23 protein-coding genes are annotated in these 23,903 nt (G+C 28.0%); 6 read left to right on the top strand and 17 right to left on the bottom strand.

Features of this window, described 5'->3' with window-relative positions:
* Window positions 1-109: 109 nt before the first annotated feature.
* From AYC61_RS18885 to yedF, 5 genes are all read right to left on the bottom strand, one after another.
* Window positions 110-1,309: an aminotransferase-like domain-containing protein gene (locus tag AYC61_RS18885; protein ID WP_066506793.1), complete on the bottom strand. Its 1,200-nt coding sequence runs from the start codon at window positions 1,307-1,309 to the stop codon at window positions 110-112.
* Between the two features lie 132 nt (window positions 1,310-1,441).
* A complete protein-coding gene (locus AYC61_RS18880; protein WP_066506790.1) occupies window positions 1,442-1,633 on the bottom strand; it encodes a DUF951 domain-containing protein in 192 nt (63 codons plus the stop codon).
* Window positions 1,634-1,701: 68 nt separating this feature from the next.
* Window positions 1,702-2,574 carry a mechanosensitive ion channel family protein gene (locus AYC61_RS18875; protein ID WP_066506935.1) on the bottom strand — a complete coding sequence of 291 codons (873 nt, stop codon included), beginning with the start codon at window positions 2,572-2,574 and terminating at the stop codon, window positions 1,702-1,704.
* Window positions 2,567-2,857 (bottom strand): putative Se/S carrier protein, encoded by a 291-nt coding sequence (locus AYC61_RS18870; RefSeq protein WP_066506786.1) that lies wholly within the window; start codon window positions 2,855-2,857, stop codon window positions 2,567-2,569. The genes AYC61_RS18875 and AYC61_RS18870 overlap by 8 nt, the downstream gene beginning before the upstream one ends.
* Before the next feature lie 217 nt (window positions 2,858-3,074).
* Complete coding sequence (yedF, locus tag AYC61_RS18865) at window positions 3,075-3,671, bottom strand: sulfurtransferase-like selenium metabolism protein YedF (RefSeq protein ID WP_066506783.1); 597 nt, start codon at window positions 3,669-3,671, stop codon at window positions 3,075-3,077.
* 514 nt (window positions 3,672-4,185) lie between these two features.
* On the opposite strand from yedF, the gene AYC61_RS18860 reads away from it, so the two are divergent.
* From AYC61_RS18860 to AYC61_RS18850, 3 genes are read left to right on the top strand one after another with little or no spacing between them, the layout of a single operon-like run.
* A complete protein-coding gene (locus AYC61_RS18860; RefSeq protein WP_066506780.1) occupies window positions 4,186-4,548 on the top strand; it encodes a DUF2089 domain-containing protein in 363 nt (120 codons plus the stop codon).
* Between the two features lie 21 nt (window positions 4,549-4,569).
* Window positions 4,570-5,898: an SHOCT-like domain-containing protein gene (locus AYC61_RS18855; RefSeq protein ID WP_066506776.1), complete on the top strand. Its 1,329-nt coding sequence runs from the start codon at window positions 4,570-4,572 to the stop codon at window positions 5,896-5,898.
* Window positions 5,882-6,256, top strand: a complete 375-nt coding sequence (locus tag AYC61_RS18850) for an SHOCT-like domain-containing protein (RefSeq protein WP_066506775.1) — start codon at window positions 5,882-5,884, stop codon at window positions 6,254-6,256. Before AYC61_RS18855 ends, AYC61_RS18850 begins: the two co-directional genes overlap by 17 nt.
* A gap of 534 nt (window positions 6,257-6,790) precedes the next feature.
* Here AYC61_RS18850 and AYC61_RS18845 read toward each other — a convergent pair.
* From AYC61_RS18845 to AYC61_RS18835, 3 genes are all read right to left on the bottom strand, one after another.
* The gene (locus AYC61_RS18845) at window positions 6,791-7,495 is read right to left on the bottom strand and encodes a CvpA family protein (RefSeq protein WP_066506774.1); all 705 of its coding nucleotides are present in this window, start codon (window positions 7,493-7,495) and stop codon (window positions 6,791-6,793) included.
* 11 nt (window positions 7,496-7,506) lie between these two features.
* Entirely contained in the window at window positions 7,507-8,598 is a 1,092-nt protein-coding gene (locus tag AYC61_RS18840) for a DUF5711 family protein (RefSeq protein WP_066506768.1), read from the bottom strand.
* Window positions 8,599-8,694: 96 nt separating this feature from the next.
* Window positions 8,695-9,771 carry a YkvI family membrane protein gene (locus AYC61_RS18835; protein ID WP_066506766.1) on the bottom strand — a complete coding sequence of 359 codons (1,077 nt, stop codon included), beginning with the start codon at window positions 9,769-9,771 and terminating at the stop codon, window positions 8,695-8,697.
* 320 nt (window positions 9,772-10,091) lie between these two features.
* Here AYC61_RS18835 and AYC61_RS18830 point away from each other — a divergent pair, with 320 nt between their 5' ends.
* Window positions 10,092-10,469 (top strand): rhodanese-like domain-containing protein, encoded by a 378-nt coding sequence (locus tag AYC61_RS18830; RefSeq protein ID WP_066506764.1) that lies wholly within the window; start codon window positions 10,092-10,094, stop codon window positions 10,467-10,469.
* Between the two features lie 144 nt (window positions 10,470-10,613).
* Here AYC61_RS18830 and nagB read toward each other — a convergent pair whose 3' ends face one another.
* The 4 genes from nagB to AYC61_RS18810 form a co-directional block, all read right to left on the bottom strand.
* Window positions 10,614-11,339 (bottom strand): glucosamine-6-phosphate deaminase, encoded by a 726-nt coding sequence (nagB, locus tag AYC61_RS18825; protein WP_066506762.1) that lies wholly within the window; start codon window positions 11,337-11,339, stop codon window positions 10,614-10,616.
* Between the two features lie 21 nt (window positions 11,340-11,360).
* Window positions 11,361-12,503 carry an N-acetylglucosamine-6-phosphate deacetylase gene (nagA, locus tag AYC61_RS18820; protein WP_066506757.1) on the bottom strand — a complete coding sequence of 381 codons (1,143 nt, stop codon included), beginning with the start codon at window positions 12,501-12,503 and terminating at the stop codon, window positions 11,361-11,363.
* Between the two features lie 12 nt (window positions 12,504-12,515).
* The gene (locus AYC61_RS18815) at window positions 12,516-13,253 is read right to left on the bottom strand and encodes a GntR family transcriptional regulator (RefSeq protein ID WP_202906877.1); all 738 of its coding nucleotides are present in this window, start codon (window positions 13,251-13,253) and stop codon (window positions 12,516-12,518) included.
* 171 nt (window positions 13,254-13,424) lie between these two features.
* Window positions 13,425-14,396: a helix-turn-helix domain-containing protein gene (locus tag AYC61_RS18810; protein ID WP_066506753.1), complete on the bottom strand. Its 972-nt coding sequence runs from the start codon at window positions 14,394-14,396 to the stop codon at window positions 13,425-13,427.
* Between the two features lie 194 nt (window positions 14,397-14,590).
* Between AYC61_RS18810 and AYC61_RS18805 the strand changes: the two genes are divergently transcribed.
* A complete protein-coding gene (locus AYC61_RS18805; RefSeq protein ID WP_066506751.1) occupies window positions 14,591-15,199 on the top strand; it encodes a hypothetical protein in 609 nt (202 codons plus the stop codon).
* 116 nt (window positions 15,200-15,315) lie between these two features.
* The gene (locus AYC61_RS18800) at window positions 15,316-16,728 is read left to right on the top strand and encodes a flotillin family protein (protein ID WP_066506749.1); all 1,413 of its coding nucleotides are present in this window, start codon (window positions 15,316-15,318) and stop codon (window positions 16,726-16,728) included.
* Between the two features lie 216 nt (window positions 16,729-16,944).
* Here AYC61_RS18800 and AYC61_RS18795 read toward each other — a convergent pair whose 3' ends face one another.
* The 5 genes from AYC61_RS18795 to AYC61_RS18775 form a co-directional block, all read right to left on the bottom strand.
* The gene (locus AYC61_RS18795; RefSeq protein WP_066506745.1) at window positions 16,945-18,663 is read right to left on the bottom strand and encodes an NADH-dependent [FeFe] hydrogenase, group A6; all 1,719 of its coding nucleotides are present in this window, start codon (window positions 18,661-18,663) and stop codon (window positions 16,945-16,947) included.
* Window positions 18,656-19,951, bottom strand: coding sequence for an NADH-quinone oxidoreductase subunit NuoF (nuoF, locus tag AYC61_RS18790; protein ID WP_066506743.1), 1,296 nt, complete (start codon window positions 19,949-19,951; stop codon window positions 18,656-18,658). Before nuoF ends, AYC61_RS18795 begins: the two co-directional genes overlap by 8 nt.
* On the bottom strand, window positions 19,951-20,421 hold the full coding sequence (locus tag AYC61_RS18785; protein ID WP_066506741.1) for an NADH-quinone oxidoreductase subunit NuoE family protein: 471 nt from the start codon (window positions 20,419-20,421) through the stop codon (window positions 19,951-19,953). Before AYC61_RS18785 ends, nuoF begins: the two co-directional genes overlap by 1 nt.
* A 16-nt stretch (window positions 20,422-20,437) precedes the next feature.
* A complete protein-coding gene (locus AYC61_RS18780) occupies window positions 20,438-20,797 on the bottom strand; it encodes a (2Fe-2S) ferredoxin domain-containing protein (RefSeq protein ID WP_066506740.1) in 360 nt (119 codons plus the stop codon).
* A gap of 207 nt (window positions 20,798-21,004) precedes the next feature.
* Window positions 21,005-23,659 carry a sigma 54-interacting transcriptional regulator gene (locus tag AYC61_RS18775; RefSeq protein ID WP_066506739.1) on the bottom strand — a complete coding sequence of 885 codons (2,655 nt, stop codon included), beginning with the start codon at window positions 23,657-23,659 and terminating at the stop codon, window positions 21,005-21,007.
* Between the last annotated feature and the right edge of the window lie 244 nt (window positions 23,660-23,903).

The raw sequence follows: 23,903 nt of genomic DNA, 5'->3' as shown, positions 1-23,903 counted from the left end.
AGTACATTTTTACAGTATAATATTTTAATTTAAAGCAGAAAACTAAATCTTTATTTATATGTGAACCGCTTACTCATTTAGTCTTCTTCTTCTCATATATTACATAAAGTTACATACTTTTTTCACACTGTAACGCTTCCTCTATAACTTTTGCTAATATTTTTATGCCTTTAACTATTCTTTCTTCATCCATGTTAGAATAATTTAATCTAAATGCATTTTCATTTCCAGCATTAGGGTAAAAAGATCCTCCTGGTACAAACGCAACATTATTATCAATAGCTTTCTTTGCTAATTCTCTAGTGTTAACATGTTCTGGAAGCTCTACCCAAGTGAATAATCCTCCCTCTGGTATTGTAAATTTAACATCTTGAGGAAATTCTTTTTTCATTGTATCAATCATTAAATCTCTTCTTCTTCTATAAATATTTTTAATTTTATCTACATGTTCATCTAAGCTATATTCCTCGATATACTGATTTAATTGAAGTTGTGATATAGTGCTTGCTTGTAAATCTGCTCCTTGTTTAACTAATATATATTTATTTAAAGCTTCTTCACTTGCACACACCCAACCTAGTCTAATTCCTGGACTAAATATCTTTGAAAACGTTCCCAAGAATATTACATTTCCCTTCGTATCAAGTCCTTTAATCGCTGGTGGAATCTTTCCATCATATCTCAATTCACCATAAGGATTATCTTCTACAATTGGTATATTATATTTTTCTGATAGTTCTAATAATTTCTTTCTTCTTTCTAATGACCATGTTCTTCCTGATGGATTCTGGAAGTCAGGTATAACATATATGAATTTTATTTTGTCATTATTGATGATTATCTCTTCTAGCTCGTTCATTTTCATACCATTATCATCTGTAGGTACTTCTATAAATTTTGGTTGATATGCTTTGAATGCATTAATAGCACCAAGATAACTAGGGCTTTCGCATAATACAATATCATCTTTGTCAAGGAATATCTTACCTGTAAAATCTAATCCTTGTTGAGAACCACTGATTATTAAAATATCATTAAAATCTGCCTTAACACCTACTTTAGTCATCCTACTAGCTATTTTTTCTCTTAAAGGATTATATCCTTCTGTTGGACCATATTGTAATGCAATTCTTCCTTTTTCAGCCAGAACTTTGTCAGAAACTTTTCTAAAATCGTCTACAGGAAACAGTTCAGGAGCCGGAAGACCACCTGCAAAAGATATAATCTCTGGCCTTTGAGTTAATTTTAATAACTCTCTAATTTCTGAAGCTTTAATATTTTCCATTCTCTTAGCATACTTAAACCCCATTATTGCACCTCCATAATTTTCATATATATACATATATAGTTTACTACTTTTGTTTGAGTTTTACAAATTTTTCAATGTATATAATGGGTTTTATGGAGCTGATTAGAGCTATTGGTAAATTGTTAATTTTTTTTAATCATCTAGCTTTTTTTCTAATATTTTTTTAACTCTTTTTTCGAAATCTTTTCTTGTTAACCATACTTGTCTAGAACAACCTAGGCATTTTATCCTAAAATCTATCCCAACACGCATAATTTCCCATTTATTTTCTCCGCAAGGATGCCCTTTTTTAAGTTTAACTATATCTCCTACATTATATTTCATAACTTTCCTCCATTATTAATTTTTTATACCTAATATTTATTAATGCTTTTTAAGGTTAGCTTAGTTTACTATTTATCATTTTCATTTACTATAACTCTTTTAGGATAAGGTATTTCTATTCCTCTATTATCAAATTCATTTTTTATTAATTTCCTTAAATCTCTTTCAACAGACCAATGCTGCATTGATTTTGTTTTTGCTATTATAGATATGACAACATCTGATTCTCCAAGGTTTGAAACACCAAGAACTGTCGGTCCTTCTATTATGTTTACATTTTCTTTAGTTATTTTACTACATATTTCTTTTAAAACTTTTATTGCATTATCAACATCTTCTTCATAAGCAATTGAGACATCAACCCAAGCTCTTGAAGCTCCTCTTGATTTATTAGTAACTATTTCTATTTTACCATTTGGTATAACGTGTAAATCACCTTCAAATGATCTAATTTTGGTAGCTCTGATAGTCATCTCCTCAACTATACCTTCATATGAATCTATTTTAATATAATCCCCAACTGAATATTGATTTTCTAATAATATAAAAAATCCAGTTATTATATCTTTCACAAGATTTTGTGCACCAAAACCAATTGCCAATCCACCAATACCAGCTGTTGCTAATACTGGAGCTGTTTTAATATTATAAATATCAAGTATATTTATACCACCTATGAAATAAATGGTATATCTAACTATGCTTTTAAGTATAGAAGAAAAGGTAGTAGATTTTTTATCATCTATTTTATATTTAAGTTTTCTCTGTCCATTGAAAAATTTATCAATCAACTTATTTATTGCTCTAATACTGATTTTTATCAATATAAATAATATTAGCGTAGTAATTAGTTTTTCTACTATATCTATTAGCGTTATTTCTAAGTTTAATATGTTAACTTTGCCAAGCCTACTATTAATACTATTCATAATACTATTCATAATCAATATTTTCCTCCTTAATACTTATTTTCTCAGCAGTTTTATTGAAACCTTCTCTTTTAATTTTATAAATACCCATAATGTCTAAATCTTCTTTAGCTATCGTTTTAACTATAATAGCAATATTCTCCAAAGGAAATTTTAAAGCTAAACCACAACTAGCTGTTATTTCTCTAGGTGTAGGTATAGTAATAATATTTTCAACATTTTTTAATAACTTCTCTCCCTTTATAGCATGATGTGTAGAATTAAATGCAATAACTCCATAAATCTCATTTTTCAAATTTATTACCTTCCTTTTATAAACTATTTTATTAATTTGTATAATTATTGATGTATCACTACGTTTTCAACTCGTTTAATACATAATTAATCAAGTATAATAAAATTATATTATAATATTACCTAATTTCAAAGCTATTATATGTTATGTAATATAAATTTAACCCTGATTATTCATATAAAGTTGAATAATCAGGGTTAAATAAACCATTGTCATATTATATGTTTATAATCCTATCAGCATTTTTTAATGTATCTACTATAGTATACATGTTACTTACTCCACCAACTTTTAATTTATCTTTTAACCCATAATAGTCTAAACATGTTCCACAAGATAGTATACTTACACCTGCATCTTCTAAAATCTTTAGATCTTCTATTGACTTTGATCCCTCGCATGTTAGTCTTACACCATTATTGAAAAAAATAACTGCTGAAGGAAATGGTAGAGATTCAGTTAAAGTATATATAAAACCTTTTATTAGGATTTCTCCTAATTCTCTCTCTCCTTGTCCCATTACATCATTACTAATAGACACTACAAGATTTTCCTGTATATTTGAATTTTTCTGAGCATCATCTTTTTCATTGAAGCTGCCTTCTTTGACTATCGATATTATATATTCGTTATTTTTTTCATCTACAGAATATTCTAGTTTTTGTTTTTTAACTAACTTAATAACATTCTCTTTAGCAATAGCATTATCTATTATAATATCTATCCTTCCACTAATTACTTCATCTATAGCTTTTTTTGTCATTATAACAGGTTTTGGACAACCTAATCCTCTTGCATCTACTGTCTTATTCATTTAATCATCTCCTCTTATTTTAATTAATAAGCAGTAATCTCCTATTATAGGATAACAGAAACATTCATTTTCTTTAAACTTATTAAAATATTATCTATATTATGCATCATATATATTAATTTTATCTATTAAGCTAAATCAAAATATAAATATAATTAATTTATTATAAATAAATTTTAAAAATATTAATTTATTTATTGACAATTTTTATTTTTAGTAATATTATAAAAGCAGATATTAATTAATTTAAAATTTATATGACTATTTTTTTAATATATAGATTTATTTTTTCATAATGCATAGTAAATTATAAACTTTATTAATGTATAAACTTGAAATCTTTTTTGTAATAAATTCTATAGAAATAAAAACATAAGATAATAATATTTAATAGTCAATAATGAAAATAATTTATGATTTATATAAAATTTTGCCATTCACATTAGGAAATTATAGCTTAACACAATTTTGATAATGTAATTTCCTATGTATTATAAAAAGGAGGTTTTTAACTGTGAAAAATGAAGTAATTGGAAGATGCCCTGTTTGTGATAGCGAATTATATGTTACTAAACTACACTGTGATAACTGTGATACCTCTATTGAAGGAAGCTTTTCATTATGCAAATTTTGCAAATTGAATCCTGATCAAAAACATTTTGTTGAAGTATTTATAAAGAACCGTGGTAACATTAAAGAAATTGAAAAAGAACTAGGTATTTCTTATCCAACTGTAAGAAATAAACTAGAAAATGTTATTGAAGCCTTAGGTTACACAGCAAAATATACACCAAAGGTTGATAGAAAAGACGTTCTTGCTAAGTTAAGTGCCGGAGAAATAAGTGCAGATGAAGCTGTAAAACTTCTTAAGGAATAATATTATATAGGGAGGATAATTATGAAAGATGAAAGATTAATGATTTTATCTATGTTGGAATCTGGAAAAATTACTAACGAAGAAGCTGCTAAACTTTTAGAAGCTTTAGATGAAAATGAAATAGGCGAATCAAATACCTATAAAATTAACTTAGATAAAAACAAATCTAAAAAAAGTAACCAAAAAAACAAAACCATTTATGATGAATGGGAAGAAAAGATTGAAAAACTAGCAAATTTAGAAAAACTAGAAAAACTAGGTGAAGAAATAGGTACCAAAGTTGGAAAATTTGGTGAAGATTTGGCAGAAGGAGCTACAGTTTTTGCTGACAAACTTCTAAATAAACTTGATAATTTTATTTCAAATGACAGCTTTTCTAATTTATTTGGTTCATATGATATGAAAACACAAACTATAACCAAAAAAATTGAAAATGCAGCACAAATAATATTGGACTTCTCTGCTATAAATGGCCAGGTAACTATAAAAACATGGGATGAAGACTATATTAAAATTGATGCAGAATGTCAATATAAAAAAAATCATATAGAACCTTCAAATGAATTTTATGACATACAAGAAAACAATAATAAAATAACTATAGCACCTAAATATACTAAAAACATAAGTACAAGTTTAGATATTATGTTACCAAATAAAAACTTTGAAAGAATTTATATCAATAATAAAAATGGTAAAAATACATTGAGTAATGTTAAATGTGCTAACTTATTCTGTGAAACTAAAAATTCACCAATAAAACTGAATGCTTGTACATGCAATAAAGCTAATATATACAATAAGAATTCAAAAATTCTAATCAATAGCTGTACTATTCAAGAATTAGAAACTATAACTACTAACTCAAGTATTGATTTTATTCAAAGTAATATAGGTAATATAGATGCTGTTACTAAAAATGGTTCTATACTTTGTGATCATATTGTTTCCGATGTATTAAGTTTATTAACTACTAACAGCTCAATTAGATTAAAGGATTTAGACGCTCAAACTATTAAAGCAAAAACTTCTAATGCAAAAATATGGGCTAATAATATTAGTACAAATAAATTAAAGTGTTTGAATCTTTACAGTAGTAATGCTACAATAAATGTTTTACTTGAAGATACTTCAAAAACATATAGCATAGAAGCTGTTACTACAAATGGGAACATAACTTTAGATATTCCTAGTTTAGTATATAAAAACAATGAAATAAAAAATAAAAATATGAAAGTTATAGCAATAAGTAATGATACACAATCTCCTGATATTGAAATAAATGCTGTAACCTCTAATGCCTCTATTAGTATAAGTAAAGAGGTGGAACTAGATGTCAAAAAATTATAGAGACGAAAAAATTCAAATTCTTAAAATGATAGAAGATGGAAAGATTTCTTCATCTGATGGATTAGACTTATTAGAAGCATTAAATACAAATTATTATAAAGAACATAAAGAGTTCAAGACATTAAAAATAAATGTCTATAATAAAGATAAAAAACTTAAATCAAATGCTAATATACCATTAACTATACTTGATATAAGTACAAAATTTATATCAAAATATATATCAAATATATGTGGAACAAAACATGTAATAGATATAAACAAGATTATACAAGCAGCTGAAAAAGATAAAAAGGGAAAAATACTTGAATATTGGGATGACGAAAACGAAAAAAAAGTTGAAATTTATATTGAATAAATTCACAAATGTGTAAACAGGAACAGGTCCATATATCAATATTAATAATATGACTATATACGCAACTGTATAAAACCGAACATAAACAAGTATAACTTTGATTACTGAAAGAAGGGGCAATAACCCTTTACGATATTGCCCCTCTTAATTTTAGATATTGCTTCAATATTTAGATTTACGTTTTATGCTAAAAAAAATAACAGCATATTTTTATGCTGATAATATAAATCCTATTGATTCTTTAATCCTTATTATTCATGAAATTTGGACATGCTTAGTTAATGCGCCTAACATTATCAGTATGTGTTATGTATCATTTTTTATGGATAATTCGGATTATGCAATTATATTTTATCTTTATATAAATGTAAAATTATAATATTTTTTCATTTTGCAATACAACCCTTTAAAAGAAATTGATAATATCAATTTCTTTTTTTTGTGATAAATAAGATATCTAAATAATAAACTATTGTTCATATATCGCTTAAGTATTATTTAAACAAAGTTATATGAATAATATAGATAATATTACTAACTTAAATAACTAACAAATTTAGCAATATGTAAATCATCTATTATATACAATATTACATTATTTGAATAAAAAAAGCTAGCTAATTTAGAACCCTCAGTTAATTTTGAAATAAACCCGTCAGGTGTAAACGATATAATCGGTGAAAGAATTACAAATATAAAAGATACTATTAATATTCCTTTAACAAGCCCTAACAACATACCTAATACTTTATTTAATTGCTTTATGCCAGGTATTTCAACGAATTTTTCTATTATTTCATAAATTATATAAATAATAAGCTTAATTATTATAAAAACTAATAGTATACTCAAGATATTAATTATCAAATTAGTAAACACTGATGATAGCATATAGCTAGGATCAATGGCTTCTTGTCCTATACCTCCACTGTTATTTGCTATAGCTTCTTTAACTTGTGAAGGCAATTTCATATTTTCTAATATACCATTAACATTATTAGGGTTACTTACCTTAGCTAATAATGCATTTGCTTTTTCAGTTGCAAACCTATTTATAGCTTCTAAAACTTTAGTGTTTTTAGATATTAATACAGCTACCTTGGAATAATATCGTTTTGTTAAAACTATAGCTAAAATAAATCCGCCCAGCTTAAAAACTGATGAAACGAAACCTTTACAAAACCCTACTATAAGTTCATAAAGGAAAAAAAGTATTATAATTATATCCAAAATATTCACTTCAAATCCCCCTATTTTTCAACGTACTTATATTCTAAAATAGTACATTTATTCCCTGATAAAAGTATTATATTATCTTTTACTAGTTCAAAATTTAAAATCTCACTATTATGTTTATATTTTGTTTTAATTTCACCTAAATCATCTAGTACTAAAAAGCTGTTACTATCTATCAAATATACATATTGGTCTTTTTTGTATATTTTACTAAATTCTTTATCTAGTTTTGCATTTATCAAAGTATTCCCATTTGAGTCAATTTGTTTTAGTTCATTTTTATTCACTATATATATCCTATTCTTTTTTTCATCAATGTTAATACATGATGGTTCTAATTCCAACCCTTGTTTCCAAATCATAGATTGTTTATCAATGTGACCAACACTTTTATCTGAGATATACATAAGCTTTTCTCTATTAGTAAAACAAATATCATATACTAATTCGCCGTCAAATTGTTTAATAAATAATAATTGCCCACTGAAATCAAATACACTTACTTCGCATGTAATGTTTTCACTATCAAAATTTATTGATACAACAGCATATTCTCTATATTTATTAGATACTCTAACAGTTAAGGCAATCCCATCTTCTAACATAGTATTTGACACTATTTCACCGTTTCCGTTAATTATATTTACTCTGGATTTCCCTGATAGATTCTGCGAAAGAATAATTAAATTACCATCATCCTCGCCAATGTTAGATATTGAGTATTTAGGATTATACTTCCATATTATTTCTCCTTTTGTATCCAATGTATTTATTTGCCCACTAACACTATCAGCTACATATATTTTATCTTCTCCCATGTAAACTAATGGACTAGCGTATGCTATAACTTTACTCCATACCTCCTGTCCAGAATAATTTGAAAGTGAAATTTTGTTATTAGAATAATACACTACACCGTCTATATAAGCATGTACTTTAGTAGGTTTAGAACCTTTTAAATCAAAGCTTTTACTATGGTGAATTTCTACATCTAAATTACTGAAAACACTCTTTATTACATTTACTTTAAAAACACTTATTATAATTATTATTGATAGAATTAACACAATTATAAACTTATAATTAAGTTTTCTTATTTTCTTCATTATAAAACCTCCAAAAGCTCGTCCATCCTATTTATATATTTTATCCCTTTATCATATAGAACTCTTATTAGTAAACGAAAACTTTAAAATTCATGCTTATAACTTAGCTTTATTATATCGTCTAAAAAATTTAATAAATAGTAAGCAAAAATCCTTTAAAACAATAGTAATAAATAACACTATAGCTATGTAACCTAACAAAGGGTACATAATCTTTACTAGTTTTATAAAACCAAATTTTGATAATGGTATTGCACTTATACAAAATACAGCTGCTACAATATATATTTTAACATTTAATAATTGTGAACATCTTTTTACAAATCCAAATGCATTTCCTATTGCAGTTGTATACATTGCAATTAACAATACTAGACTATATGTATATTCGGCAAACCTACCTAATCTTCCTGCAATTTTAAGCATAGGAATTTCTACTCCATATAAATCAGTGCTAAATATCAATAGAGGTACAATTATGAACAAACTCATTACTAATAAAATTATACCTCCATAAACTCCCCCAAGCAAAGCAGTTTTTCTATTAGGTATTATTGATAATGCTGTAGATAATACAACTACAGCAGGTATGCTATTATAACTTACATATAAAATCGAAGAAAAAAACCAATCCTTTCTAAATACTTTTGCTCCGTGTAAATTACTAAAATATATTTTACCCTGCGATTTCATAGTTAGTGATGCAATAATTATTATAGCTAAAATTAAAAATGGTATTAAAACAGTATTTATTGTAGCTAACCCTTCTACGTTGTTAATTATTACTAAAAAAACTGCAACAGACATAATATAAATACCAATATTAACATTACAGCCTAGTATTCGAACTGCTATTGCACCTGAACCAGCAAGCATTACACAGTATCCAATATATAAGAAAAATAAAACTATTATTTCAAATATTTTTATAAATTTAGGTCCTAAAATTGGATTAATTAGATAAGTATAATCATTTGATTTTAACTCATAAGTTTTTATCAATATAATACTTCCTATTATCATAAATAATGTACAAGATATAATAGCACCAAATATGCCTCTATAACCATATATGGCAAAAAACTGCATTATTTCTTGTCCAGATGCAAAACCAGCTCCTACAACACTACCTACATATAGACAACTTAATTTAAACCAAGGTTTATAATACATATTTTAGCCTCCATCTCCAGATAATAATTAAACCCAGATTATTTATAAAATTAGATACTGTGTGTAGAGAACTAAAATCTATGATATTAAGCAGAGAACTAAAATAAATTTAAGTTCTCTGCTCATAATTCACAATTATACAACATAGTATGGGGAGTTATATTAAATAATCAGGGTCTAGTAAATTTATATTTATATTTGATAATATTTATTACAATATTATTTGTTGCTTTAAAATTTGTATTGATATTTAAAGGTTTTTTTTACATTGTATAGAAATATATATATGTTTCATTATTTCAATAAGGAGGTTTTTTAGTATGACATCCATAAATCAGGCAGTTGCAAAATATTTTGAAGATTGCGAAAAAGGGTGTAATAATCTTATTTCGTGCGAGTCTTTAAATGAAAAAATCAAACAAAACCCGAAGGATTTGTTTGTTTTAGACATTAGAAAAGAGGAGGATTTTAAAAAAGGTCATGTAGATGGAGCTGTAAACATTTTTTGGTATGACGTTGGAGAATGCATAGATGTCTTACCAAAAGATAAGAAAATAATTGTTATTTGTTATTCTGGTCAATCAGCTGGTCAAATAGTATCCCTACTAAAATTACTAGGTTATGATGCATGTTCACTTAAGGGTGGAATGTTAAATGGATGGGTGAAAAATTCTCTTCCTGTTAAAGAAGGTTGCTGAGATTAGATTTATTCTCTGGTCAGAGAAAATATAATATTACAAAACTCCACTTTAAAAAATATAAAAGTGGAGTTTTGTATATAAAATATTTTTATTTGAGCAATAGATTTATTAAGATTTATAGAACTTAGCAAAAATATTTTTTTATAATTTAGAAGCAGCTTCTTTATCAACAATTACAGTTACATCCGAATGAAATTGAAGTATAGAAGCTGGTACTTCAGGTGTAACGTCTTCTTTTATGGTCTTATATATTGCTTCAGCTTTATTTATACCATTAGCTATTAATATAATTTTCTTAGCTTTCATAATTGCCTTTATACCCATACTAACAGCTTCTTTCGGAACGTCTTCAATAGTTTCAAAAAATCTTGAATTTGCATTAACAGTATCTTCTTTTAGCTTAACTAAATGTGTATCTGCTACAAATTTATCATCTGGTTCATTAAATCCAATGTGACCATTTTGTCCTATACCTAATATTTGTACATCTATTCCACCATGTTGTTTTATTATATCTTCATAACTTTGACACATAGTATCTACATTTTTACATGTACCATCAGGTATATGTGTGTTCTCTTCTTTCAAGTTAACGTGCTTAAAAAAGTTTTCTTTCATATAATAACTATAGCTTTGATCATTATCTTTTGTAATACCATAGTATTCATCAAGATTAAAAGTACAAACATTACTAAAATCTACATCACTATTTTCATACAACTTAATTAATTCCTTATAAACACCTAAAGGAGTTGAACCTGTAGCTAATCCAAGTACACTATTAGGTTTAAGCACAATACAACTTGCAATTATATTTGCAGCTTTTTTACTCATTTCATTATAATTATCAACAACAATTATTTTCATTATAATGTCCTCCTTTGTTTTTTAGCCCCTATAAACTGTTTTACCATCTACAATAGTATTAAGTATTTTAAACTCATCGTTAAATATAACTATATCCGCATCTTTTCCAATACCTATACTTCCTTTATTATTATCTACTCCCAAAACTCTTGCAGGATTTAAAGAAGCCATTTTTACTACATTACATATGCCAAGATTAGTATTTTGATATACATTTTTTACAGCTTTATTCATTTGTAATATGCTTCCCGCTAAAGTTCCATCTTCTAGTCTAGCTGAATTACTATTAACAATAACTTTCTGTCCGCCTAATTCATATGCACCCTCATTTAAACCACCAGCTCTCATAGAATCAGTAATTAAAACAACATTGTCAGTTCCCTTAATATCACAGAATAATTGATACAATCCCGGGTGAACATGTATATTGTCTGCTATTAGCTCACTTGTGACATCAGTCGAGAATGCTGCACCCACGATTCCGGGTTTTCTGTGATGTAGTGGTGTCATTGCATTAAAAGTATGAGTTGTATGGCTTACACCCATCTTTATTGCTTGCATAGCTTGTTCAAATGATGCACTTGAATGCCCAATTGATATAACTATTTCATTATTTGAACGTTTAACTTGCTTAATAAAACTAAATTCATTATCCGATTCAGGAGCTACTACTATAACCTTTAATATATCAAGAAAATCTTTAACAATTTCATATTCAGGAGCTGTAATATGCTTAGCATTTTGTGCTCCTTTGTAAGCTTCACTGATAAAAGGTCCTTCTAAATAAGCACCTAGTATAGTAGCTCCACCCATATCTTTATTAACACAATCTCTTATAGTCAATAGCGCTTTATTTATAGTCTCTATATCCATAGTCATTGTAGCTGGTGTAAAGGAAGTTACCCCTGAAGTTATAACAGTTTTACTAATAACCTCAAGAGCTGACTTATCACCATCCATAGTATCTTTTCCTCCACAACCATGAATATGTATATCAATAAAACCTGGTGAAACATAACAGCCTTCTGCATCAATAATATCCACAGATGCAGGATTTATTTTATTCTTATCCACAATATCTACAATTTTATCTTCAAATAATAGTGCTTTGTCCTCTAAAACTATATTTTCCAAAACAATTTTACCGTTAACTATACATCGCATTTACTTACCTCCTTAAGCTTTTAAAACTACCTCATATTTATATTTATCACTTCTATAAATAGCTTTTACATATTCTATTGGTTTACCAGAATCTAAGTATGTTATACCAGTAAATAATAATTCTATAGCTTCATTATCTAAATTTAACAATTCGCTCTCGTATTCATTTACCTTGATTGGTTCTATCGCCTGCTTAGCATAATCTAATACAAAGTTATATTTATCCTTAAATAGTTGGTAAAGTGATTTATTTGCTAGCATATCCAAAGTTAAATCAGGACACAAGTTTAATGGTATATATACAGTTTCAATAAGAAAAGGTTCATTTTCCAATATTCTTAACCTCTTTATTTCTATAACCTTATCGTCATCATCTGTTAACTCTAAAGCATTTTTTATCTTCTTAGTAGCTTTTTTTATTTCAAATAAAAGCTCTTTAGTACTTGTCTTTAAACCCTTTTCTTCCATCTGTTCGGTAAAACCCTTTAATTGGAATATATTGTGTTTCTTTTTAGGCTTGGATACAAATGTCCCTTTACCTTGTTCTCTAAACAAAACCCCTTCATTAACAAGAGCCATTACAGCTCTTCTGGCAGTCATTCTGCTAATACCGTACTTTTTACATAACTCTCTCTCCGGAGGTATAATTTCGCCTGGTTTATATATGTCATTTTCAATCATTTCTTGTATTAATTCTTTAAGTTGATAGTAAAGCGGTACAGGATTCTCTCTAGATATTATTTTCAAAATATATATTCCTCCTTAAATGTTATATTGTTATATTGTATATACCAATTTTAAAACAAAAAAATTTATTTGTCAAATACATAAACACCAGCTTGTTCATGTATAATAGATCCTATACTTATTCTTCTGTTTTAAAGATACCTATTAAACCCAGTATACCAACTCGATATCATCTTATAAATACCTACCTGGTCTTAACTTTAGCAAATTTTTTTCCTTTGTAGAATAATAATATGCCTTTTCATAGTCGTTATTTTTAGAAAAATGTTCACTAAGTTTAGTATATACATCTATTAACGGTTCATTAACTCCTATTTTACTCCATTTTTCTTCGCATTTTAATAACATATTTTGATAAGTGTTCTGTTCATCTTCATTAATAATTGACATAATATAATAATATTTACCTTCCCAAAAATCATCTAATGTATCTATTTTTACTTCTTCTAAAATACTTTTAATTAAACTTATCCTTTTTAGTTTGTTTTCTATTTTATCCATTTTTTTATATAATATAATATATTTTTCTGCTTTTAATATGTTATAGATATTTATCTTATCACATTTAGAAAAATTGCTTATAGTATTATTAATATTTTTTTCATAACCTATTTGCGAGTTGTTGCACTTAAGCAATCCTATACTAATATCTATATAGTTCTCATTTGGTACATAAAATAATTTTTCGCTTAGCTCATTTGCTTTTTCATATAGTTGTTTAGCTTCTTGTATTGGTGTATTTTTAGCCTCTTCTATATAGACTTTTTGAAGTACAATTCCTATATCTAAAGCTATATCTATACCTTTTATTATACAATTTTTCTCAATTTCCTTAATAATTCCTTTATAATCATTCTTCATTATTAATTCTTTAATTAGTTTTTTATTAATTTTTGATTGATTAATATTATTTTCATATAATATATCTTCTTTTTCATTACACCTATTATTACATACATCTAAAAAATAACTAACATTTTTATCTAATACAGATGCTAAATATTCAATAGTTTTTATAGAAGGCATTGCTGCATCATTTTCAATCTTGCTTAGCATATTTCTTGTTATGAAATCACCCGCAACTTCAGATTGAGTCATCTTTTTATTTAACCGTGCTTCTCTAACTTTTTTCCCTATGCTATTCAAAAAAACCTCTCCTTCTACTTTCTCATGTTCAAATGTAATTAATGGTGAATTATATTCACTTTTATGCTATACAGTATAGCATTTTGTGTAAAATAAATCAATATCCTAACTACTTGACATTAATACCCAGATATTATATTATATAGAGGGTGAATATAATTTACCATTTTTATTAATAATGAGGTGATTTATATATGCATATTTTTTATTCAATAACTTTGAAGCAATTATTTTATTATATCGCTATACCTGCAACCTTAGTATTAGTTATTCAAACAATTTTCACACTTATAGGATTTTCTGCAGAAACTGATATGGATATTGAAGGAGACTTAGATGTAGATTCAGATATTGATGTAGATATGGACAATGAGCTTACAGGTTTTACACATGGGATAAGATTTTTTTCAATTAGAGGATTGATTGCTTTCTTCACTTTATTTGGTTGGGTTGGTATATCTCTGTGCAATACAAATTTATCAAAGCCAATTATTATATTTATAGCTTGTTTTTCTGGTGTAATTGGAATGGTTTGTATTGCACTTTTATTTTACTGGATAACTAAACTCCAATCAAACGGCTTACTAGATTTAAGAAATACTTTAGGGAAAACATGTGAAGTTTATCTTACTATACCTTCTAAAAGAAAAGGAGTTGGTAAAGTTAGTATTTTAGTTCAAGACAGATATATAGAACTTGATGCTATTACTGATGAATCACAAAAACTTTCCACTGGAACTATTGTTAGAGTTATTGATATATCTAACAATAGTATATTAGTTGTTGAGAAAGATATTATCTAATTATGATTAATTTATAATTTAATTGTAAAAAGAAATATTTATTAATAATATTTCTAACTTTATAATTAGACTATGATTAATAAATAACTGAAATTATTTCTAAGAGGGGGATTTATATGCCATTTGATGAAACTATGATTACTATTATTGTTGTTGTTATTCTAATACTATCAACAATATTAGCCTTACTATCACGTTATAAAAAATGTCCATCAGACAAGATTATGGTAGTATATGGTAAGGTAGGAAAGAGTAATGAAGGTGGACAACGATCTGCTAAGTGTATACACGGTGGTGCTGCTTTTATATGGCCGATTTTTCAACATTACGAATTTTTAGATTTAACTCCTATATCAATAGAAGTTAATCTAACTAATGCTTTATCTAAACAAAATATTAGAGTAGATGTTCCTTCACGATTTACTGTTGGAATTTCTACAGAACTTGGTATTATGCAGAATGCAGCTGAACGTCTTTTAGGATTACCACTTAGCGATATTCAAGAATTAGCTAAAGACATCATCTTTGGTCAATTACGTTTAGTAGTTGCAACTATGGACATTGAAGAAATTAATACTGATAGAGATAAGTTCCTGGATGCTGTTTCTAGAAACGTTGAATCAGAGCTCAAAAAAATAGGTTTAAGACTTATAAACGTTAACGTTACAGACATAAATGATGAATCAGGATACATAGCTGCTCTAGGTAAAGAGGCCGCTGCTAAAGCTATTAATGATGCTAAAAAATCAGTTGCTGAAAAAAATAGAGATGGATCAATCGGCGAATCTAATGCTCTTAAAGACCAACGTGTAAGAGTTGCTGAAGCCAATTCCATAGCTATCAAAGGTGAAAATGAAGCTAAGGTAACTGTAGCTAATTCAGAAGCTGAAAGAAGAGAAAAAGAAGCTGAAGCTCTTAGAAAAGCTACTGCAGCTGAAAAAGTTCAATCTGCACGTGCCTTAGAAGAAGCTTATGAAGCAGAAAAAATTGCCGAAATAGCAAGGGCAGAAAGAGAAAAGGCCACTAAAGAAGCTGATATTATTGTTCAAGCAGAAATCGATAAAAGAAAAGCTGAGATTGAAGCTGAAGCAGAAGCTGAAAGAACTAGAAGAAAAGCAAAAGGAGAAGCTGATGCTATTTATGCTAAAATGGAAGCACAGGCTCGTGGTATAGAAGAAGTTCTCAGCAAACAGGCAACAGGTTTTAAAGAAATAGTTGAATCAGCTGGTGGTAATGCAAACGATGCCATTAAACTTATGCTTGCTGATAAAATGGAAAAACTTATAGAAACACAAGTTGAAGCTATCAAGAACCTTAAAATTGATAAGGTCACTGTATGGGACGGTATGTCCAAAGATGGTACCCCAACTACAGCTAATTTCTTATCAGGTATGATGAAATCCATTCCTCCTATGAAAGATATGTTTGATATGGCTGGTATGGAACTACCTGAGTATTTGGGTAAAGAAAAGAAGATTGATGAAGTAAAGAAAATTAATGAAGAACAAACAGCTGATGCAGAAGCTTAGATTGAACAACTTTAAGGAGCTCCCATTATTTTATATGTGGAGCTTTTATCTATTTACTAGAATAACTATATATAAAAAGCCTGAATTATTATGACAAACATTAAATCTAAGCTTACAATTTCTTAAATTCATATCTGCCATATATAATTCAGGTTAGGTAAAGGATATAAAAATTAGAAAATTTTTAATTTCCTAATATGGGCAAATTTTATAAACTCAGCTTCTATCTGTATAATGTGTATGCAATAATTTATGAGATACATGACTTAAAGGTTTTTCTAAAAATTCGTCATATAATACCTTAATAGCAGGGTTTTTATGTGATTTTCTTATCTTAGAATTATCATCAATTTTATAAACACCTTTTATCCTATTTTCTCTAATTTGATTATTAACAGGTATTGGTTGACCTCCGCCGCCTATGCAACCTCCAGGGCAGCACATAATTTCTATAAAATGAAATTCTTCTTTACCTGATTTTACTAATTCAAGTATTTCTCTTGCACTACTTAAACTATTTGCTACAGCAACTTTTACATCTAAATCACCAACTTTTACAGTACTCTTCTTAATACCTTTTAAGCCTCTAACCCCTTTAAATTCTATATTTTCAAGTTCTTCTCCAGTAACAACTTCATAAACCGTTCTTAATGCCGCTTCCATAACTCCTCCAGATGCTCCAAATATAACAGCTGCACCTGTTGAAATTCCTAATGGTTTATCAAATTCATCTTCTACTAATGTATTTATATCTAACCCAGCTTGTTTAATCATTTTTGCAAATTCTCTAGTAGTTAATACAACATCTACATCTTGGTATCCACTGTCATTCATTTCTTTCCTTGCAGCTTCTGCTTTTTTTGCAGTACAAGGCATAATTGAAACTACATAAACATCTTTAGGATCTAAATTCTTCTTATTTGGATAATACGTTTTAGCTAATGCACCAAACATTTGTTGAGGAGATTTGCAAGTAGAAACATTCTCCAAAAACTCTGGATAGAATTGTTCCACAAAATTAATCCACCCTGGGCTACATGAAGTAAGCATTGGCAGCCTTCCGTTATTTTGAATCCTATGAAGGAGTTCATTACCTTCTTCCATTATTGTTAAATCTGCAGTAAAATTAGTATCAAATACAGCATCAAAACCCAAATGTCTTAATGCAGTAACAATTTTTCCAGTAACTATACTTCCAGGAGCCATACCAAATTCTTCACCTAAAGCAACTCTAACAGCTGGTGCTATTTGAACAACAACATGTTTTTTATCATCATCTAAAGCTCTCCAAACAATATCAATATCACTTTTTTCATATAAAGCTCCCACTGGACACACACTTACACACTGTCCACAGTAAACACATTTAGTATCTGCAAGCCCCAATGAAAATGGAGTATCAATTCTCATTTCACTGCTTCTATGAACATTATCTATAGCACCAATTCCTTGAACTTCATGGCAAATTTCAACACATCTACCGCATTTAATACATTTACTCAAATCTCTAACTATTGCAGGGTTAGAATCATCAATCGGTAATAATTCAACAGTCTTATCTAATTTAGTAGTTCTAATATTAAGCTCATTACATAAATTTTGTAATTCACAGTTGCCATTACGAACACATGTTAAACATTCAGCATTATGATTTGATATAATCATCTCAACTATTGACTTTCTTGCCTCTCGAACCTTTTTAGTGTTAGTTTTTACAACCATACCTTCTTTAACGGGTGTGCAACATGAAGCTACAAGTGTATTCTGCCCTTCTACTTCTACTACACAAACACGACAACTTCCTTTGACATGCTGATCTGGATGATAACAAAGTGTTGGTATTTTAACATTAACTTTTTTAGCAGCTTCTAATATTGTTGTACCTTCATTTACACTTATTTTCATACCATCGATGAACAAATTGACTTTATTCATTTGCAGACACCCCCTTATTAAACAAACAATTTCCAGCTCTACAATGTTTATTAATGTGTTCATTTATTTCATCTCTAAAATGCTCCAAACAAGATATAACAGCTGTTGGAGCTGCTTGACCTAATCCGCAAAGTGATGCTGTTTTCATTACATTACATATTTCATATAATATCTCTAAATCTTTTTGAGTTGCAACACCTTTAGTTATTTTATTTAATATACGAACTATATGTTTATTACCCTCTCTACATGGTGTACACTTACCACAGGATTCATGTTTAAAGAATTCCATAGTTGCCATTAGAAAATCTACAATACACACATCCTCATCAGCAATAAACATTGCACCTGAACCTAAACTAACACCATTTTCTTTCAAACAATCAAAATCTATTTTTATATCCAACATACTTTCTGGAATACATGCTCCTGATGAACCTCCTAGCTGTACAAATTTAACCTTTTTATCAGTATCTATACCTCCACAAAGATTGTTTATTATTTCTCTGATGCTTATACCAAACTCAATCTCAAATACTCCTTTATTAACAATGCTGCCTGAAACAGATATAAGTTTTGTTCCACTACTTGAAGGTGTACCATACTGTTTAAACTCTTCTGCTCCTAAATTTAATATTACTGGTATATTCGCTAGAGTTTCAACATTATTAACTAGCGTTGGTTTATTCCATAATCCTGCAACTGGTGGATAAGGAGGCTTAAATCTAGTACGTCCAGGCTTACCTTCTATCGATTCTATCAATGCAGTCTCTTCACCACACACATATGCTCCTGCACCAGATCTTACTTCAATATCAAAATCAAATGATGAGTCAAATATATTATTTCCTAAACAACCTGCCTCTCTTAATATTTCTATACCTTTTATTAGCATTTCTTTAGTCTTTGAGTATTCTCCTCTTATATATATATATCCTTTAGTTGCTCCAACTGCATAACCACATATCATCATTCCCTCTATGATTTGAAACGGACTGCCATCTAATAAAATCCTATCTTTAAAAGTTCCGGGCTCACCTTCATCTGCATTACATATAACATACTTAATAGGTGATTTTTCAGATGCAGTAAAAGACCATTTTAATCCTGTAGGGAACGCTGCTCCTCCTCTACCTCTTAGGTTAGAATTTTTAACTTCACTTAAAACTTGTTGGGGACTCATATCATACAATGCTTTCTTTATTGCTTTAAATCCTTCATTATTTACATAGTCATCAATAGATAAGGGATTAATCTTACCACAAAGCTTAGATAATAAATTTACCATTACTTTTCACCTTCTTTCAAATCATTAATAATTTGAATTGCTCTATTAACAGTTAGATTTCCATATACTTTGTCGTTTAATTTTATTGCTGGTGCAACATCACAAGCACCAAAACAACTAGTATATTCTAATGTAAATAATTTATCAGTTGTAGTTTCACCCATTTTTATACCTAATACTTGTTCAAATGCATGTGCAATAGCTTTACCTCTATTTATATAACACGGACCACTGTTACAAATTTGTATTAAATATTTACCTCTTTCTTTAGTTGATAACATAGAATAAAAACCAGCAACACTGTATGCTTTACTTAATGGAATATTTAACCCTTGTGCAATATCTCTTAATGAAGTCTCTGAAATATAATTACCAGGCGCTTGTGCTTGAACCTCAATTAATACTTCTAGTAACTTATCTTGAGTATCTCCTACTTTGTTAATTGCATCCATAACTATTTTAGATTGCATTTAAAAAATCCCCCTTTCAATCTTTTATTAACCATTCTTTAATTGGTTCATTATACATGCTATGTGATATTATTATTGCTCTAGCCATTTTTTCATTAACATACTCATATGTGTACTGTTTGCCCTCAGGAGTAAATATATCTAACAATGGTTCTCTACAGCACATTCCAATACAACCTGTAGTTTCGATAATAATATTATCTAGCTGTGCTTGTTTTACAGTTTCTTGCATACTACAAAGTACATTATCTGCACCTACACTTATACTACAAATTGCATATCCTAACACCGCTCTAAATTTGCCTGAGGGTCTTTTCTTATCTATAGCTTCTAATGCTGAATTTCTTAATTCTTCATACGACTTAACTACAGACATGCTATATACCTCCTTTTTAATTTGTATATATAAATTGCAAAACCTGTGCCATATATTGGTTTTATTGTTATATTTGTAGATTTTTTTTATTATTTAATGCTCTATTGTGTTATTTACTAGCTTCTAGCTTATACTAAATTTAATTTTATTACTAATTTTATGAATAAAAAAAAGCCCAAATAAATGGACTAAAATGTTTATTTGCATTTAATCATGCATAAATGCATTATGTTTAAAATATTTTTGTATCTTTCTTACTATTGTTGATTGATTAACCTTTAATGCTTGTGCAATCTCATATGTAGTTCTATACTTTTTATAAGCTTTCTCTATTAACATTTTTTCAACCTGTTCTGTAGCTTCTTTTAAAGGAACTATACCATTAACCTCTATTTTACTATATTCACAAGAACTATTCGCAAACAAAAATGCTGGTAAATCGTCTCTGTCAATAACATCGCTTCTAGCTGTTACTACTAATCTTTCAATAAGATTTTCTAATTCTCTAACATTCCCTGGCCAACAATAATTCTTTAATGCATCCTCTGCATGACTTGTAAAATTTTTGTTACAGCTGTATTTATTATTGTATATATTTAAAAAATGATAGCATAATGGTAAAATATCGTCTATTCTATCACGCAATGGAGGTATATTGATTGGAACAACATTTAATCTATAGTATAAATCCGATCTAAATGTACTTTCTTGTACCATTTTAAAAAGGTCTTTATTAGTTGCAGCTATTATTCTTACATTTATATTTATTTCCTTAGTTCCTCCTATCCTAGTTAGTGTTTTTTCTTGAATTACTCTTAGCAATTTCACTTGAATATTAAGAGGCAAATCTCCTATTTCGTCCAAAAATAAGGTGCCTTCATCTGCTACTTCAATTAATCCAGGCTTTCCTCTTTTTGATGCACCTGTAAATGCACCTGTCTCATAACCAAATAATTCAGACTCTATTAAGCTTTCAGGAATTGCACCACAGTTTATTTTAACCATAGATTTATTCTTTCTATTGCTTAGCCCATGTATAAATTTAGCAATAACCTCTTTACCAACTCCAGATTCACCAAGTACTAATATCGTAGAATCAACACATGCCACTTTACTAGCAGTTTGAAGTATTCTACCAAATTCTATACTATTAGCAACTAAATTATTATTGCCTACAATGTCTAAATTAGATTCTTGTCTATCTTTTCCATTTGAAAAATATTTCTGTAATTTCTTAGTTTCATATAATTGATCTCTTAGTTTATTCAATTCTTCTATATCTCTTATATTGGTTACAACTCTAGTTATTACACCATTTTCATCAAAAATAGGTGTTGCAGTTGCTAAATGTTGTCTAGCATTCAATGTATTTTGTATGAATGATAATCTTCTTTTTTCTTTTAATACTAATAATGTTCCTGAAGGAAAGATAATATTATTATTCTCCATGTCCAAAACATTATCTTTATTTTCATTAAACCCAATTATCCTTTTCCATGCCTTATTTATTTTTAATATTTTACCTTCGCCATCAGTAACCATCATTCCATCATATGATGATTCAATTATTGTTTCAAGTTCTTCCTTTAAAGTAGTAATTTCGTTCAATTTCGTTGACAATTCCCTAAGCAATTTAGTTTTTTTACTAATTAAATATGGTAAACACATTTCTACCTCAGCAATACCTTGTAACACAGCAATAGCTTTTTCTCTACAAGTGTTATAACCACATGCCCCACAATTAAGCTCATCCTCCTGCGAATATTTATCTGTCATTATTAATACTTTTTTTATCTCTTCTTCTGAAGGATATGGTAATATATTTCTTCTATTTGTAAATGTTCTATTATAATCCACATCTGTATCTATATATTTACTATTATTCACAGGTTCTCTTTCATTATAAAATTTTTTTATTGTATGAATTTTTTCAAACATACTTAAATCACTATCAATCTTACATCCGTTAATACATCCTTTACACATTAAAACATCAATAAATTTAAAAGTAAATTTCTTGTTTAGTAATGAATCTATTAGTTCAAAACAATCCTTTGCTTCATCAATATATATATATTGATTATCTATTGAATTAGAATTTGCAAATACATTTTTTATCATACCACCTGACAATGGAAATAGTCTGCCATTTTTATTTGCTGTAACATCTAATTCACTTTCAGTAGTTTCTCTTATATTTATTTTCTGTTTTATAAACAATCTTTTAATTTCTTCAAAAGTCAAAACACAATCTATTATTCCTTCATATTGAAATTCCATAGCTTCTGCTTTTTTTGCTACACAAGGACCAATAAATACTACCTTAGTATCTGTATCAGGATATTTTTTTCTTATTATTTTACCCACACTTATCATTGGCGAAACAAATGGTAATAAATATTTTATTAATTCAGGATAATGTTTTTCTATCATAGTAGTAAAAGCAGTACACGCAGTACTAATGTATGTTTTTTTATCATTTTCATCTATATAATGTTTTATCCTATTAGAAACTTCTTCAGCACCAAAAGCAGTTTCCCAAACTTCATCAAATCCAAGTTTTTTTAAAGCTCTTATTACTCTTTTATATGAAAATGTATGAAAACTAACAACAAAAGATGGTGCTAAACAAGCAATAACCTTCTTGTTATTTTTCAAAATGTCCAAACATTTTGTTTCACTATCCAAAACAATTTTAGCATTTTGCGGGCAACTATTAATACAGCTACCACAATTAATACACCTTGAATAGAGTATTTCAGCTTGACCATTTTTAATTTGCACTGCTTTAACTGGACAGTTCCTTACACATGCATAGCATTGCTTACATTTGTTTTGTGTTACACTTATTATATTTTGCATAAAAAAACCTCCCTTAAATACAACAAATAAACGTAACATTTAATTTTTTTAATATAAACTTGTAACATAGATAATGATTAAATTATTAATATAGAAATGAATTAAGGCTTATTAAATTAATATGTTTTGGTATGTTTGACATGATGTAGTAAATATGTAATTTAAATCTTATATATAGATTGTACTTCATCTATAAAAAAAAAGCAAGTGACTCACAAATTTAAGATAGCGTTAATTTACTGTA

It is taken from the genome of Abyssisolibacter fermentans, from assembly GCF_001559865.1.
GTDB classification, from domain to species: domain Bacteria; phylum Bacillota; class Clostridia; order Tissierellales; family MCWD3; genus Abyssisolibacter; species Abyssisolibacter fermentans.
This window is presented reverse-complemented; position numbering and strand designations above follow the sequence as displayed.